Origin of the sequence: Chryseobacterium sp. YR221 (genome assembly GCF_900176315.1) — a bacterium.
GTDB classification, from domain to species: Bacteria; Bacteroidota; Bacteroidia; order Flavobacteriales; family Weeksellaceae; genus Chryseobacterium; species Chryseobacterium rhizosphaerae.
This window is the reverse complement of record NZ_FWXM01000002.1, coordinates 338503-352422: the sequence shown is the minus strand read 5'-3', so window position 1 is coordinate 352422 and position 13920 is coordinate 338503. Positions and strand designations below refer to the sequence as shown.

Below are 13920 nucleotides of genomic sequence, written 5' to 3'. Positions count from 1 at the left end.
ACGCAATATGCTGTTTAAGTGTTTCATGAGATACAAATATAGAAACTTTTTAATCGAAAGCCAATATTTAAACCATCAAGATATATAGTGATGTTAAAAATTAACTAATTACTAATCTTAATGGTTTAAAATAATGGTTCAAAACAATTTTACTTATCAATCTTTAAGCGAATACCATGCCATTATAAAATTTTATTTTAGTGATTAAGAACAGGCTGGAGATAAGCTGCTGTGATCTGTTTTTTCCATAATTCAAGATCTTCCGCAGAGGCTCTATCGGCTTTGTCAAAAAAGAGATGTTGGATGATCTCAAAGCCGCAATAGGTAAAAATACCCTGATCAGAAGTAAGAGAAAGTGCCGTATCCATTCCTGTTTGTTTATATTCTTCATGAGACTTTCCATGGGTATTGATGATAACGGCTTTTCTCCCTTTTAAAAGTCCTTTTTGTATTCCCTGGTCATAACGATAGGCAAAACCGTAACTGAAAACACGGTCTATATATCCCTTCATGATAGCAGGGAGTCCCGTCCACCAGATAGGATAGATAAAGGTGACTTGATCTGCCCATGAAATAAAGTCCTGTTCCTGCTGTATATCATCAGCTACTTCTCCACCACGCTGCCCCTGCATATCTGCTAACGATAAAACAGGATCGAAATTCATCTGGTAAAGATCCCTGATTCTGATCTCGTGATGTTCAGATTGAAGCGTTTCTATAACATGGTTTAAAATGTTGTGATTTAAACTGCCTTCGTTAGGGTGTGCATAAATAATTAAATGTTTCATTGCGCTGCTTTTTTAAATTTATAAGACAAAGGTAAAGCAGTGGGAATGTTAAAAATTGTAAGAAAACGAAATCTGAAGATCAGGATTTAGGATTGCAGATATCCTGTTGGAACTTCAGGTATTGGGCAGGAGAAATATTTAAAAAATGTTTGAAATCATGAATAAGCTGGCTTTGATCATAATAACCGCATTCATCGATGATGTGAAACCACTGAACTTTTTCCTGCTTTGCGGTCTCTTTTTCTATGATTTTTATGGCTTTTAAAAAGCGGTTGTAACGGTTAATCTCCTTAATAGAATATCCAAATTGTTCCTTCTGTTTGCGCTGAATATTTCTTTCGGTCTGGTTCGTCTGTTCAGAAACGATTTTTATCGGATTCAAATGATCATTTTCAATACCACTTAAAAGTTTGCTTATAGTATCCTGATCCTGTAAATATGGAATACAGAATTCTAAAATACGATTCACCTGTTCCGTAGCAGACTGGAGGTGGGAAAGCTCATACCATAAATTAGTAAAGCAATTTTCATCCAGAAGTTGATCAGGGTGTTTAGCTGTTGTATGGACAAAAGAAAGTTTTCCAAAAAACCTAAAGAATGCATCATCTTTAAAATTAGCTACAAGTATAGAAGAACCTGCCGGAAGCATATAATCAAAAGCTTGTCTTACAGGACCGAAAACGATACACTTATCAACACTGATAATCGTTTTTTCACGGGTAGACATGGCTGCCTGCTCCCCAAAGCAGAATAATAACAGGGTTTGGTAAGTAGGAAGTAAAGTTTTGACGATAGTCTCAGCAGAAGTATTTTCAGCAAAATAGAAATGAGTGAATACATTTTCAAACTCCTGGGGAACAGGAATTCTAAATTCATGATATTCGGGCAGTTGTGCAGGTATCATCTTTTTTATGTAATCAGATTTTTACTCATCTTGTAGTTAATGAGGTCAACTCCTTTGAGGTGTACAGTCTGTTCAGCATTCACCTTAAACCCCATTTTTTCAAAAAAAGGTTTTGCTGTTTTGCTGACATCGGCATTTAGTATGGATGCCTCCTGTTGTAGGGCTTCCTGTTCTATCTGAGTATACAATGCCTTTGCAATTCCCTGATGCTGATAATCCTTATGTACAAAGAGCAAATCAATATTGTAGTCTTCCTTGCAGACATCTGTAATAGTTTCCGCAAAAAGAAGCTTCATATCCGCAAGATCAGCTGTGTTTCCTTTCCTGATGATCATGGTGTAGGGGTGATATACTGTTTTTTATATAATTTCTGCTGTTCTTTATTCAGAAAAGGATAGAAAAGATTCATCTGCAGCAAGGTATAATGCGATATCGCTGCCTCCTGATCCAGTTTTAAAATTAACCTGTTGTGGGTAAGCCAGTTATCGGCAATAATGAAAATCTGCTGGATAAGGCTGTCCATCATAAATTCAGGTACATCTTTTTTAAAAATATTATTCTTTTGTAATCCGGAAAAGATCATCTGAAATTCTTCTTTTCTACTGGTATGGATTTCTTCATACTGTGATCTTATTTCTGGAATTTCTTTTAAGATATCTACAAAATTAACGAATATAAACCGGAAAGAATAAAATATTTTACACGTTGAAAAAGTAAACTGATAAAGGTTTTCCAGCGCATTATTTTCCATTTCTTTCATTGTATTCAGCAGTTCGTCCATTTTCAGCACGAGTTCCTGGAAGAGTATTTTAATGATATCTTCTGAATGTTTGAAGTGATAATGCAAGTTTCCCGGACTGATATTGAGCTCCGCAGCGATATGTCTGGTAGTGATTGTAGTATAACCTTTCTCATTAAAGAGTTCGAGGGCCTTCAGTAAAATTTTTTCTTTGGTTTTCATCATTTAACAAATATAATATTTTATTGATACTATTTTCAAAATTAGAACAATTGTTCTAATTTTGAAGTATATTTGTGATAAAAAAATATAATCAATATGGAAGGGAAAAAAATATTTGATTATGAAGAAGCCGGAAAAAAAGACAAGAAAAACGAAAGTAATATTCAGGATATTCTGGCAAAAGTTCTGCAGGTACTCATCGGTGTAATAATGGCATTGTTGCATATGTGATGAGAAAAAGAATTTCTTATTGGTTTTTTGTGGGATTGATAGCCTGGATATTCATCATTGTATTAAGAAAAAAAGGATTGTATATTCCAGTGATCAATGATCATTTTACGGATTGTATTACCGTCCCTATGTATTGTTACCTGATAGAATATATAATGAACAGCTTATTAGGCTATCATTGGAAACCTAACTTAAAATTTGTTCTGACCTCAGTACTGTATTTATCTTTTTTATTTGAAGTGCTTTGTCCGGGAGTATCACATCGGTTTACAGGAGATATTTTGGATGTACTGGCGTATTTTGCCGGTGGAATGGTTTATTATTTTTTTAGATTTAAAACATTCAGCTTGGTACAATTTTATGATAAAAAGGCCAACAGATCCTGACAAAAGCAGGATTCTGTTGACCCGAGTTATAGTTTTTATCCGTTTTTAGATTATTGAGGAGATACGGTTTTAATTACCATTACCACCTGCTCTGTTGGACTCTTCAAATTTTACCTGCTTGGTAGCTCCTTTCACACTATTGTTCCCGAATTTATAGGTAAGAGAAAGGTGAACATTTCGGGTAATACCCTTGTACTGATAATCTATAGTATAAGTGGGGTAATATTCTATACCTTTTTCACGGTTGGTATTCAGAATATCATTTAAATATAAATTAACGAGAAGTTTTTTATCCATCAGGCTTAATTTTAATCCTGTATACAAAGAGGCATTGGTATAGTAATAGGTATTTCCATTTCTGTTCGGAAGACTGCCCCAAAGCCCGAGCATTAAGGTGACTGTCTTCTCTTTATTAAGAAAGAAATTATTGTCCAGATTAATATTAGCACTGTAACCAGCCGGTGCCGGAAGAATGGCAGGATCATAGGATTTTGATTTCGTATAATACCCATTCACAAAAAGAGTAGATTCCAGCCATTTCAGTTTATTGTAATTGTAGCTGACATTGATTCCTGCCTGGTCTTCATTATAGAAATTCTTCACGATAGAATATCTTGTTTGATCATCAACCATTTGGATTCTGTCCCAGTTATCTTTATTATAATTGTAGTATAAAGTAATATTCAGGTTATTATTCAGTACATATCCGAATTCAAAATTGTCTGAAAATGAAGGCAGCAGATACGGGTTACCGGTGCTGTATTCATATTCTGAAGTATAAAATTTGAATGGGTTCAGATTTCCGAAGTAAGGACGCGAAATCCTCCGCGAATAGTTGAGTGAAAAAGCATGATTTTCATTGGGCTTATAGCTTATATAAGCTGTAGGGAAGAATTTACCATATTTTATCTTTGCTGAAGTATTATCATTCATTGAAACTCCTTCCAGCGTAGTGTACTCATAACGGAGCCCGGCCTTAGCATCCCATTTATCATTGATTTTAAAATTGGTCGATACATAAGCGGCATAGTTTTCTTCATTGTAAAAGAAAGTATTGGTACGACCTGGGTTTAGCACATACTGATCATTTTCAATATTGAAAAAATTAAACTCTGAGTCATTTTTAATGCGGGTATATTTCAGTCCCGATTCGGTCTTTATCTTGGCAAAAGTTTTTTCCATATCGGCCTGCCCGGAATAAATTCTGTATTTACTGATAGGGTTTGCCAGGGTAGCAATAGTTTCCGAAGTAATAGTATTAGAGAAATTTCTGGCATTGGAATTATTGATCATCATATTCGCTGTCAAATTCAGCTTTCCTCCTGCACTGTCTAATTTGGCTTCATAGAATGCTGTGGCATTGTGAACATCCCTGCTGTTCCTGTTTCTAAAATTGGAAAGAATATTCAGCAGACCTTCCTCATTGAATCTGGCCGAAGTACTTTCTCCCTTTTCCAAAGGATTACTGTGCGAGTAGTTATAATTGATCCCTGCCAGGTTCTTATCATTGATTTTGTATTCCGCTTTTATATTTCCGCTTTTGTATTTGTAATTATTGAGATTGTCACTGTCTCTGTTCCAGTAATTAGTATTGGTGATACCTTTCAGATAATTGTAGGTATCATATTGCCAGTAATTATCCCCTGCGGAAAGATTGGTGCTTAGTGAGAGTTTCTCTCCCTGATAATTGAATGTAGCACCGCTTCTTGTAGAAACTGTAGGTTTTCCCCAAAAATAGTTTCCGGAGGTTTGGATAGAGCCATTCCATCCGAGATTTGCATTTTTCTTGAGAATAATATTAATCAGTCCGCTTTTTCCTTCTGCATCATATTTTGCAGGTGGAGTGGTAATGACTTCTATTTTTAGGATATCATCAGAGCGCAGTGTTTTTAGATAGTTAATAAGTTCCTGTCCGTTTAAATTCAGAAGTCTGTCGTTGATCATAACGGCAACATTGCTTTTACCTGCAATACTTATCGCATCGTCACTGGTTTTTACCATGGGGGTTTTGGATAGTGCTTCAATAGCATCAATACCTTGGGAAGCCACAGAGTTCTCAACATTAAATACCAGACGATCTACTTTTCTTTCAAATAATTTCTTTTTGGCTGTAATGGTTACCCCTTCTACTTTCTGTACTGTAGGAGGAGCTTCACCAAACTGAACATCTTTTTTGACAGCCCCTTTTACTGCTATTTTTTCACTGTTTGTTTTTATCCCGTCTTTTATAATTTCAAATACATAATTTCCATTTTCTTTTAAAGGAATTTTAAACATTCCCTTTTCATCTGTGATCGCAGAAAATTTAAGATTATCTTTTGTGATCAGTACCTCAGTTTCCGCCGCCGGTTTATTTTCCTGGTCCGTAATAGTTCCTTCAATGCTTTGTGCAAAAATGAGTGAACTTGATACAAGACTTAAAAGAATAATTATCTTCCGATTCATACTTAGTTTTTATACAAGACAATTTTTAGGAGAAAGATATTACATTGGTCTGTGAAAAATCTTTTTTTAGCCGGAAGAGGGTCCGAAGTTTTCTTTTGGCTATTTTTGTGACAGATTCATCAATATTCATCCTCAATGCATGATAAACTTTTGCAATATATACGCTCAGGACAGGAGATTACCCCCGAAGAAATTGAAACGGTAAAAACCTGTTTTGAACCGGTAAAATTCTCCAGAAACACGGTGATAGAAGAAGCAGGTAAAGTACCCAACTATCTTTATTATATTGTTTCAGGATACCTCAGGTTGTTTTATATGGATCAGAATGGAAACCAGGTCACTACCCATATCAACTGTCCGCCCGGTTTTTTTTCGTCTTATACTCATTTTATCAACAAAACAAGATCTGATGATTTTGTGGAATGCATTACAGATTGTGAGCTTTTGCGGATTTCCAAAGCGAATCTTGATCATCTGGTTGCCCATAGCCGGATGATGAAAGATTTCAGTATTTCGGTTTTTCAACAGTCTATTGCTTACAATGAAAACCGCTCCAGAGAATTATCTGCTTTGAGTGCTGAGCAACGCTACCTTAAATTATTGAAAGAATTTCCTGATATCATTCAGCATGTTCCCATTCAATACATCGCTTCATTTTTAGGGATGAAACCGGAAAGTCTCAGCAGAATCAGGAGAAAAATAATTAACTAACAAAAGTCAAGTGGTTCCGCAAACAGGAAAGTGAACTTTGCAGCATTAAAATGAATGCAATGACAAAGAATACTTTAAGCCTGGTTTCAGGAGCAAACGGACATTTGGGAAATAATTTAGTGCGATATTTATTGCAGCAGGAAATTCCCGTACGGGCAACGGTAAGGAATATAAGGAATAAAAAGCCTTTTGAAGGGCTGGATTGTGAAGTAGTTCATGCGGATATCACCGATAAAGCCTCTTTTGTAAAAGCATTACAGGGAGTAGAAACATTTTATGCTGTAGGTGCTTCTTTTACATTATGGGCTCAGGATCCCCAGAAAGAAATCTATGATGTTAATATCAACGGAACACGTAATACTATTGAAGCTGCTGCAGAAGCCGGCGTGAAAAAAATAATCTATGTAAGTTCTATTGCTGCACTGAATTATACAAAACTTCCCACCAAAGAAAGTAATGGTTACAATCCGGACAGAAGGGATATGTATTATAATTCCAAAAATGACGGTGAAAAACTTGCTTTTGAGCTGGCTGCCAAACTCGGAATAGAGCTTGTTTCTGTAATGCCTGCTGCTATGATAGGGAGTGAAGCGTTTTCACCCTTGAACGTTTCTTATGGAGTTCTGAAACTTATTCTGAATAAAAAAATCCCTGTAGATACTAAAATTACCCTAAACTGGGTAGATGTAAAAGACGTTGCAGAAGGGTGTTATCTTGCTGCCCAAAAAGGAAAATCCGGAGAACGTTATATTCTTGCCAATGAGAAATGCATGAGCATTACAGACACCACCATTTTAGCAAACAGACTTTATCCTGAACTGAAACTTAAAATACCAAGCTCAGTTCCAAAAGGAGTTTTGTTGGGTATTGCTGCCATCATGGAATTTACAGCCAGACTAAGTGGAAAAGCTCCGGTACTGACCAGAAAAGATATTGCCATGTTTTCAGGATTGCAGCAGGATTTTGATGTTTCCAAAGCAAGAAATGAATTAGGATTTAATCCGAAAAAACCTGAGCAGGCTGTGGCAGAGGCCTTAAGCTACCTGATAAAAAATCCTGAAATCTTAAGAGAGGCCTGAAAGCCTCTTTTATGACCGTCACTTTAAAGCTGGATAATAGAGCCTTTATAAAATTTTGTCATATCATACAGATCATTGAAATAAAGTTGAAGATTAGTACTGTTTTGGATATCAGATTCTTTTAAATACAACTGGTTTTCAGCCAGAACATATAAATCCTGATGGTCAGCTTTTAAATAATCACAAAGAATATTTTCCTGGTCTCTATGGAGTAATGCTGTGATAAATATTCCGTAAATCAGGAACTGGTTAAAATTCTGAGAATTGACAATATAACCCATGGGCTGCTGCGAGTACTTTTCATAATCTGAAAGAATCTGCTGGAAACTTTGTACCTTATCATTGGATGGTATTTCGTAAAAGAGATCAATACCATGGATGAAAAGCTGTGTTTTGGTTTCTTCAGGATCTGAAGGGTACATATGGCTGAACCATAAAAAGATATTCATCAATTCTTCCTTGGTAAGCTCATCTACGGACTCTTTTACTTTCTCCTTAATGGTTTCAAGCTGGGCCGTGTTGTTAGTTTGGAGAAAATTTAAAATGTTCTCTTCTTCCCGACAGAGCTTATTGTATAAATTAATTTTAGCAATATTAGGGTTTGTTTTGATAAAATGAAGTTCTTCTGTCATAAATTTTCACCCAATATTTTTATGAATATGGTAATTAAAGATACAAAATATGCAGATATTTCAATGAAAAAATAATATGTGCTAAATTGTATTAATGGATCGTCTCATGTAATGCAATTCTGTTTCCTTCGGAATCTTCAAATTCAGCAACCGCAAAGCCGTGTTTTGGATCTATTTTCTTTGAATAGAGCAGCTTTCCTCCATTTTGAATAACTTTTTGTAAGGTTTCATCTATATTTTCGGTTTTGAAATAAATAATGACGCCGTCTTTAGAAGGTTTGTATACATCTCCTTTAGCCAGTGCTCCTGTAATTCCACTGTTTTTTTCTTCAAATGGAAACAGCGCCATTTCATAATGGTCGATCAGCTCTTTTTCAAAACTAAAATTAAAAACGGCAGTATAAAATTTTTCTGCACGGTCCAGATTACTGACAGGAATTTCAAAATAAACAACAGGGTTGGAAGTACTCATAGGATTGGGGTTGGGAGCCTGATTACAAGATAGGACCATCCAGAAAGAAAAAATAATAATTGATGCAGCCCTTCTCATAAATTTCTTGACCAGTTTATATAGACTAAGATAAAAATATTATTTATCATTTAAAAATAGATAGACTTATCTATTTTTTATTTAGCTTTGTAAAAATTTTCAGGATGAAAAAAGAAAAAGTGAAAGATAGAATCATCAGGGTAGCTTCTGATCTGTTTTACAAACAGGGTTATAATTCTACCGGGATCAATCAAATTATTGCTGATGCCGATATTGCAATCGGGTCCCTGTATAATCATTTTTCATCCAAGAATGAACTTTTACATGCATATCTTATTAAAGAAGAACTGGCATGGTTTGAAGGTGTTGAAAAAAGTATTGAAGGCTGCTCGGATCCTAAAGAAAAAATAGAAGCTTTAATGGATTACAGGAAACAGCTGCAAAAATCCTCTACTTTTGCCGGATGTCATTTTATTAAAATTATCTCAGAAATAGGGGACACTAATCCTGTGGTGTCTGACTTTGTAAAGAAACATAAAGAAAAACAGAAAGATCTCATCAGAACATTAGTGGAACAAAGTCAATTACCGGAGATTGATCTTGCGACAGAAACTATTTTTCTGCTTATTGAAGGTGCTGTGGTAACCTCAACAATCCAAAAAAAAACAGATTCTTTCGATCACGCTAAAAAAATTGTTCAGGGACTGTTGTCCTAATTTTTTTACTGTCAAAAAATAGATATATCTATATAATTATGAACTCTAAATATTTGAAATTGTTGATTGTACTTTCGGGGCAATTGCTTACCATCATGGATATTTTTATTATTAATGTATCTATTCCATCTATCCAGAAGGATATTCATGCCTCCAATGGAGAAATGCAGCTGATGATCTCTTCCTATCTTATTGGATTTGCTTCTTTTCTGATTACAGGAGGAAGGATGGGGGATGTATATGGCAGGAAAAAGATTTTCATTGTTGGATTGATATTTTTTATGCTGAGCTCTGTAGGCTGCGGAATTTCAACGGGTGCCGGACCATTGATTATCGCCCGTTTTATTCAGGGAATGAGTGCTGCTTTGATGGCCCCACAAGTTTTGTCTATGATACAGATCCTGTTTCCGGTTCATGAAGAAAGAACAAAAGCAATGGGGTGGTATGGAATAACAATTGGGATTGGAACCATTGCAGGACAGTTTTTTGGAGGGTATTTTTCATCGCTATCCTTTATGCAGGAACCGTGGAGACTGATTTTTCTGATAAATGTGCCTATCTGTTTTTTATCTGTATTTTTCAGCATAAAATTTTTGAATGAATCTAAAACTCCGGTAAAAAATGCCTTTGATATTTGGGGGGTAGCAGCTTTGTCTGCTGGTCTTTTTTGTTCAACATATGCTTTGACGATGTCTGAACATCAGGGCTTTAATCTCAAAAACACTGCCCTTCTTCTGATCTCAGCTTGTATTCTGATCTATTTTATAAAAAATCAGAAAGGAAAAATAAAAAAGAACCGCCCTTATCTGATTGATTTTGAATTGTTCAGGTATAAGAATTTCAACCTGGGAATCTGGGCGGTGGTTTTCTTTTTTATTATGCTGGATTCCTACTTTTATATTGTATCGCTTTTTTTTCAGGATGGATTAGGAATCAGTCCACTGCATGCCGGTGAGATTATTGTTTTTCAGGGGCTTGGGTTTATTTTGGCTTCCCTTTTTTCTGCAAAACTGGTTTTAAAATATGGAAAGAATACACTAATTGGAGGGATAGGGCTGATCGCTGGTGTTCTTATTATACAGATTTTTACTTTCAATTCACAGACACCTTTTTACCTTTTTTACCTCCTGTTTTTTTTGCATGGAGCAGGAGTAGGTTCTGTTATCCCTTCTCTTGCCAATATGGCATTGTCCGGGATTCCTACAACCCTTGTAGGAAATGCATCGGGAGTTTACAATACCTTTCAGCAGGTGGCAGCGATCATCGGAATTATTGCGGTGGGTGGTGTTTTTTATTATTTTCTGGGAAAACAGCCGTCAGCGCAAGATTACCACTATGCTTTTTTAATGGCTATTGTCATCAATATTGTATGTCTTGTTTTTGTGGCAGCTTCTATTTTTATGCTTCCTGAGCATATCCTTCCGAAAAGTAAGATGGCAAAGAATCCGTAAGTGCTATTTCGAATGATTCAACACGATTTTCGCAATATTTCGGGTAATTTCAGTTGGTGAATGGCAGTCACAGTTGCTTAAACCGATCACATAAATATCTTTGCCCGGGATATAAACTCCCATACTTTTGAATCCAAAAATACTTCCGCCGTGCTCCCAGTCCGGAATGCCGTTAGTATCCTTCAGATGCCATCCGTATCCATAGGTAAATTCTTCACCCGAATTCAGTTTGTATTTTTGAAATGCTTTTTGGGTTTCTTTAGCATTTAATAGAATATTCTGGTTTAAAGCCTGCTGCCATTTCAGCATGTCATCCACAGTGGACATTAATGAGCCTGACGAAAAGGGAATGCTAAAGCTGATCATTGTTTTGTTGACAAATCCAGATTCTTTTTTATGATATCCATAAGCTCTTTTAGGAATAAGTTTTCTGTCGGAAGCGTAGTAGGAATTCGACATTCCTGTCTTATCAAAAATATTTTTCTTGATGAAGTTTTCATAAGTATCTTCTGAAATAAGTTCTATAATATATCCTAAAACCACATAGCCGGAATTATTGTATTCAAATTTTTCTCCCGGAGCAAAATCAGCCGGTTCATTTTTGAAAAAATTTACCATTTCTATGGGTTTCATTTCTTTCTGGGTAATACCGGAAAGAGATTTCATCTTTGTAAAATCCTTAATTCCCGAAGTATGGGTCAGAAGATGATGAATACTTATTTTGTCCCCCGAAGGATAGTCTTTGATGTATTTTGAAACAGGATCGTTTACAGAAAGTTTCCCCTGTTGTTCCAGCATCAGAATGGCAACGGCTGTAAATTGCTTGGTCATAGATCCGATTTGAAAAACTTGGTCCGGAGTCATATTGACATCAAGTTCCAGATTAGCTTTTCCAAAAGCTTTCCGATAGAGGCTTTTGCCATGTTGACTCATCGTAAATACACCGCCCGGCTCATTTTCATTTCCAAATTCGGTTTGGATCAGGCTGTCAATTTTCTTTTCAACGCTTTTTTCAAGGGCTTGGGCACTCATCTGACTGCTAGATAACACAAGTAGTATAAGAGTGGTTATAAGTTTTGTGATAATCATATCGATTTGTATTGTGTTATACAAAGATATAAATTATTTTTATTACCATGTTATACAAAATAGCTATTGATATTTTCTTGATTCAAAAATAGGATGTTGATTTTCAAGGGTATTGAAAGGACGATTATTTTTCTACAGAGATTAACAGCATCATTGGCCTGCGAAGTTCATCTTTCATTTCCGGAATTTCCTTCAGCATATTGTGACTGGGCTCCGGTTCAATGATTTCTTTAATTTTAAAACCGTGTTTCAATAAAGTATTGAGATAAGAGGTTAAAGTCCTGTGGTATTTGATGACATTTTCACCTAAAAAGGTGGTGTTTCTTTTCCCTTCGATAAAATACCGGTCAACCGGCCAGCAAACTTTTTCCCCATTTTTATCATATACCCAATCCTGACCTCCTTCTGCGGTAAACACAGGATGCTCCACTGAAAATACAAAATGACCTCCTGAGACCAGCCAGTGGTAAATGTTTTGAGCAAGAGCATCAAATGATTCCACATAATGAAGGGTTAGTGAACTCAAAACAAGGTCAAATTTTTCAGCAGGGTATTCTACATCTTCCAGTGCTTTTCTTTCATAGTGGATGCCTTCCAGATTGTTGATCTCTTTAGCTTTAGCAAGCATTTTCTCCGAAAGGTCAATTCCAATAACAGATTTCGCTCCGTTTTCCATAGCATAGCGGCAGTGCCATCCGAATCCACAACCCAGATCAAGGATTTTTTTTCCTTTGATATCGGGTAACATATTTTTCAGAGCATGCCATTCTCCTGCTCCTTCTAAGCCTAATTGTGACCGAAGCATTTGTTCATACTGGTCAAAAAAAGCCGGGTTGTCATATTTATTTTCTTTCATAGGATAAAAGTGGATCTTGGTCTCTTAATTTTGACCGAACTTCATTAAAGAACGTCTCGAACTTTGGAAGATCATCCGGGCTGATCCGTGATCTTACCACCTTCAGGGTCTTACGGGAAGTAGTGAACGTGTAGTCATTGAGATTGTAATCTGCCGAAGTTATTTCATCAATATTGATCTGCTTTTTAGGGAATATATTAACCTGAATCTGCTTATCGCTAATGATGAGATATTTATAGAAATATTCATAGGAAGCCATGATGATATAAGCTATTCCCAATGCTATAATGACATAAGGCTTCCATAGTTTTTTTTCTGATTCAAAAAAATAACTGATTCCTATCCCGATCCAAACAAGACCGAGTGCTATACTGGTAATAATTCTTTTATTCTTAAACGCAATTTCCATGATAGGGTAATCCGGTTAAATGGGGTCAACCGAGTCTATTGTAAAAATACGACAATTATTTAGTAATTTCTGACGAAGAAGGTATAATTAAGTCTTAAAAATTCCCTTGCGTGAATAAAGAGATTCTGACGGTAAACGCCAATTTATTTTTGATTATTGCGCATGGCCTTAATCAGTTTCTCCGTTCTCTTATCTGCTCTTGCGTTATTTAAAGATAAAACCGCCCATATGGCAGCAGGAAGCCAGCCGATTAAGGTGATCTGTAAAATCAGGCAGATCACTCCGGTGATAATTTTTCCACGAACCATAAAGGATAAGAAGGGAAGTAAAATGGCTAGTAACATGGTTTAAAATTTTAATTAATATTAGATTTTTAATGAGACTGAGGATCAAAATACGCTTTAAAAGTAAGCGGATCTTCAATTTTATCTTCCACTTCCTCAAGGTATTCCAAATATTCTTCCTGGTGTTTTTCCATATAAATAAGCACAACCGCAAGATTTACATATAAATTTTTGTCACTCGACCCAAGATCTAAGGCCTTCTTTAAATAGGATAATGCCTTTTCATTTTCTCCCATATCAGAATAAATAGCCCCGATATTGATTAAAGCGGAGGTGTTTTCAGGCTCAATAAGTAAAATTTCATCTAATTCCTGGACTAATAAATCATTTAAAGTATCCCAATGATCTTCATTTTCCCATCTTTTTGCCTGAAGTTTTTTTACGTTTTCTAATCTGGATGTTATATTGCTCATTATTTAAAATTACAG

18 protein-coding genes are annotated in these 13920 nt (G+C 35.7%); 6 read left to right on the top strand and 12 right to left on the bottom strand.

Annotated features, from left to right (window positions below):
* Positions 1-197 precede the first annotated feature (197 nt).
* The 4 genes from B8967_RS06585 to B8967_RS06570 all read right to left on the bottom strand — a co-directional run bounded on the left by B8967_RS06585 (position 198) and on the right by B8967_RS06570 (position 2656).
* Positions 198-788, bottom strand: coding sequence for an NAD(P)H-dependent oxidoreductase (locus B8967_RS06585; protein ID WP_084085320.1), 591 nt, complete (start codon positions 786-788; stop codon positions 198-200).
* Between the two features lie 79 nt (positions 789-867).
* A complete protein-coding gene (locus B8967_RS06580; RefSeq protein ID WP_084085318.1) occupies positions 868-1692 on the bottom strand; it encodes a helix-turn-helix domain-containing protein in 825 nt (274 codons plus the stop codon).
* Between the two features lie 5 nt (positions 1693-1697).
* Entirely contained in the window at positions 1698-2027 is a 330-nt protein-coding gene (locus B8967_RS06575) for a GNAT family N-acetyltransferase (RefSeq protein ID WP_084085316.1), read from the bottom strand.
* Positions 2024-2656: a TetR/AcrR family transcriptional regulator gene (locus B8967_RS06570; protein WP_084085314.1), complete on the bottom strand. Its 633-nt coding sequence runs from the start codon at positions 2654-2656 to the stop codon at positions 2024-2026. The genes B8967_RS06575 and B8967_RS06570 overlap by 4 nt, the downstream gene beginning before the upstream one ends.
* A 93-nt stretch (positions 2657-2749) precedes the next feature.
* Here B8967_RS06570 and B8967_RS22700 point away from each other — a divergent pair, with 93 nt between their 5' ends.
* The gene (locus B8967_RS22700) at positions 2750-2884 is read left to right on the top strand and encodes a hypothetical protein (RefSeq protein ID WP_262484684.1); all 135 of its coding nucleotides are present in this window, start codon (positions 2750-2752) and stop codon (positions 2882-2884) included.
* The gene (locus B8967_RS06565) at positions 2884-3270 is read left to right on the top strand and encodes a hypothetical protein (RefSeq protein WP_084085312.1); all 387 of its coding nucleotides are present in this window, start codon (positions 2884-2886) and stop codon (positions 3268-3270) included. Before B8967_RS22700 ends, B8967_RS06565 begins: the two co-directional genes overlap by 1 nt.
* A gap of 69 nt (positions 3271-3339) precedes the next feature.
* Here B8967_RS06565 and B8967_RS06560 read toward each other — a convergent pair whose 3' ends face one another.
* Positions 3340-5715, bottom strand: coding sequence for a TonB-dependent receptor domain-containing protein (locus B8967_RS06560; RefSeq protein ID WP_084085310.1), 2376 nt, complete (start codon positions 5713-5715; stop codon positions 3340-3342).
* Between the two features lie 135 nt (positions 5716-5850).
* Here B8967_RS06560 and B8967_RS06555 point away from each other — a divergent pair, with 135 nt between their 5' ends.
* Both B8967_RS06555 and B8967_RS06550 read left to right on the top strand, forming a co-directional pair.
* Positions 5851-6426 (top strand): Crp/Fnr family transcriptional regulator, encoded by a 576-nt coding sequence (locus tag B8967_RS06555; RefSeq protein ID WP_084085308.1) that lies wholly within the window; start codon positions 5851-5853, stop codon positions 6424-6426.
* Positions 6427-6485: 59 nt separating this feature from the next.
* Complete coding sequence (locus B8967_RS06550) at positions 6486-7505, top strand: NAD-dependent epimerase/dehydratase family protein (RefSeq protein WP_084085306.1); 1020 nt, start codon at positions 6486-6488, stop codon at positions 7503-7505.
* A gap of 23 nt (positions 7506-7528) precedes the next feature.
* Here the strand turns inward: B8967_RS06550 and B8967_RS06545 are convergent, their stop codons facing one another.
* Positions 7529-8137 carry a hypothetical protein gene (locus B8967_RS06545; protein ID WP_084085304.1) on the bottom strand — a complete coding sequence of 203 codons (609 nt, stop codon included), beginning with the start codon at positions 8135-8137 and terminating at the stop codon, positions 7529-7531.
* Positions 8138-8228: 91 nt separating this feature from the next.
* Positions 8229-8687 carry a VOC family protein gene (locus tag B8967_RS06540; RefSeq protein WP_228406058.1) on the bottom strand — a complete coding sequence of 153 codons (459 nt, stop codon included), beginning with the start codon at positions 8685-8687 and terminating at the stop codon, positions 8229-8231.
* A gap of 104 nt (positions 8688-8791) precedes the next feature.
* Here B8967_RS06540 and B8967_RS06535 point away from each other — a divergent pair, with 104 nt between their 5' ends.
* Both B8967_RS06535 and B8967_RS06530 read left to right on the top strand, forming a co-directional pair.
* Positions 8792-9343, top strand: coding sequence for a TetR/AcrR family transcriptional regulator (locus tag B8967_RS06535; RefSeq protein ID WP_084085302.1), 552 nt, complete (start codon positions 8792-8794; stop codon positions 9341-9343).
* A 38-nt stretch (positions 9344-9381) separates the two neighbouring features.
* Complete coding sequence (locus B8967_RS06530) at positions 9382-10794, top strand: MFS transporter (RefSeq protein WP_084085300.1); 1413 nt, start codon at positions 9382-9384, stop codon at positions 10792-10794.
* A 3-nt stretch (positions 10795-10797) separates the two neighbouring features.
* Here the strand turns inward: B8967_RS06530 and B8967_RS06525 are convergent, their stop codons facing one another.
* The 5 genes from B8967_RS06525 to B8967_RS06505 all read right to left on the bottom strand — a co-directional run bounded on the left by B8967_RS06525 (position 10798) and on the right by B8967_RS06505 (position 13905).
* The gene (locus tag B8967_RS06525; protein ID WP_143330480.1) at positions 10798-11826 is read right to left on the bottom strand and encodes a serine hydrolase domain-containing protein; all 1029 of its coding nucleotides are present in this window, start codon (positions 11824-11826) and stop codon (positions 10798-10800) included.
* 181 nt (positions 11827-12007) lie between these two features.
* Positions 12008-12739 carry a class I SAM-dependent methyltransferase gene (locus B8967_RS06520; RefSeq protein WP_084085298.1) on the bottom strand — a complete coding sequence of 244 codons (732 nt, stop codon included), beginning with the start codon at positions 12737-12739 and terminating at the stop codon, positions 12008-12010.
* On the bottom strand, positions 12726-13148 hold the full coding sequence (locus B8967_RS06515; protein WP_084085296.1) for a hypothetical protein: 423 nt from the start codon (positions 13146-13148) through the stop codon (positions 12726-12728). Before B8967_RS06515 ends, B8967_RS06520 begins: the two co-directional genes overlap by 14 nt.
* A 143-nt stretch (positions 13149-13291) precedes the next feature.
* Positions 13292-13492: a YqaE/Pmp3 family membrane protein gene (locus B8967_RS06510; RefSeq protein WP_084085294.1), complete on the bottom strand. Its 201-nt coding sequence runs from the start codon at positions 13490-13492 to the stop codon at positions 13292-13294.
* 29 nt (positions 13493-13521) lie between these two features.
* A complete protein-coding gene (locus tag B8967_RS06505; protein ID WP_047488184.1) occupies positions 13522-13905 on the bottom strand; it encodes a tetratricopeptide repeat protein in 384 nt (127 codons plus the stop codon).
* Positions 13906-13920 lie beyond the last annotated feature (15 nt).